Here is an 884-nt window from a genome sequence, read left to right as displayed (position 1 = left end):
TGCCTCGTTGATGGTCATGGGCCACCTGTGTTCAGCGATGGCGCGGATGATGGTTACTGCCTGCTTGGTGGGGTAGGCCTGGAAGCCTGGTGTGGGGGGGTGAGTGCTCATGGTTGTCCCTTAGTGTCTAGAGGTTGTCGATGGCTTGCTGGAGTGCCTGGGTGACTTCGGGGGTCAGTGAGAACGGCTGGTCTCCAACTTCCGTGAGGTCAGGTGTTCTGGTGTAGATCGTCTTCGCGTTGAGCCTGATGCTACCGTTCTTGACACCCTCCCACACCTCGGGGTGATCGTGAAAGTACTGCGCAAACCGAGGATCGGACAACATGTGGTCGCGAGCATAGGCCGGGCCCCCTTGGAGGGCCTTGCCCTCGAAACGAGTATTGACCGGCGTTCGACTAAGCTCCGCAGTCACCCCCTTGTACTCGGAGACGACCAGCTCACCACCATCAGGCGACAGCCCCATCCCGTCCACCCAACCTCCCGGGGCAGTCCCACCATTGACTGTCACGTTATCAGCACGGAACTCATCCGGGATATGGTACCCCTGCTCAGTGAGATACTTCTCCCCACCAGCCTCACCAATCCTCGCCCCCGCATCGTTGAGAGCCTTATGGGCATTAGATGCAGCATCGGCTTGCGTGTCGAGCTGTCTAATGGTGCGGTCGTCATATCCGTCGATTTCCAGTTTTTCTCTCGTTCTCTTCATGTTTCTGCGAGTGAAGTCGCTGGGTGAGTAGTTTTTTGGTATTGAGTCGTTCAGGTCTTTTCTTGCTGCCTGCTTGGCTGCTTTTCTTGCTGCGTGCTGGCGGAACAGGTCTGGGACGTCCTTGGCGTACCGGTCGGCTGCTGCTGCCTGTCTCAGGGCGGTGCGGTTGGTGGCCATG

The 884-nt window shown here is 58.1% G+C and carries 1 pseudogene; it reads right to left on the bottom strand.

The window, feature by feature from the left end:
* Positions 1-127: 127 nt before the first annotated feature.
* Positions 128-884 (bottom strand): annotated as a pseudogene (locus HMPREF9056_RS14030) (hypothetical protein); the annotation flags it as partial.

It is taken from the genome of Actinomyces sp. oral taxon 170 str. F0386, assembly GCF_000195595.1.
Classification (GTDB): domain Bacteria; phylum Actinomycetota; class Actinomycetes; order Actinomycetales; family Actinomycetaceae; genus Actinomyces.
This window is presented reverse-complemented; position numbering and strand designations above follow the sequence as displayed.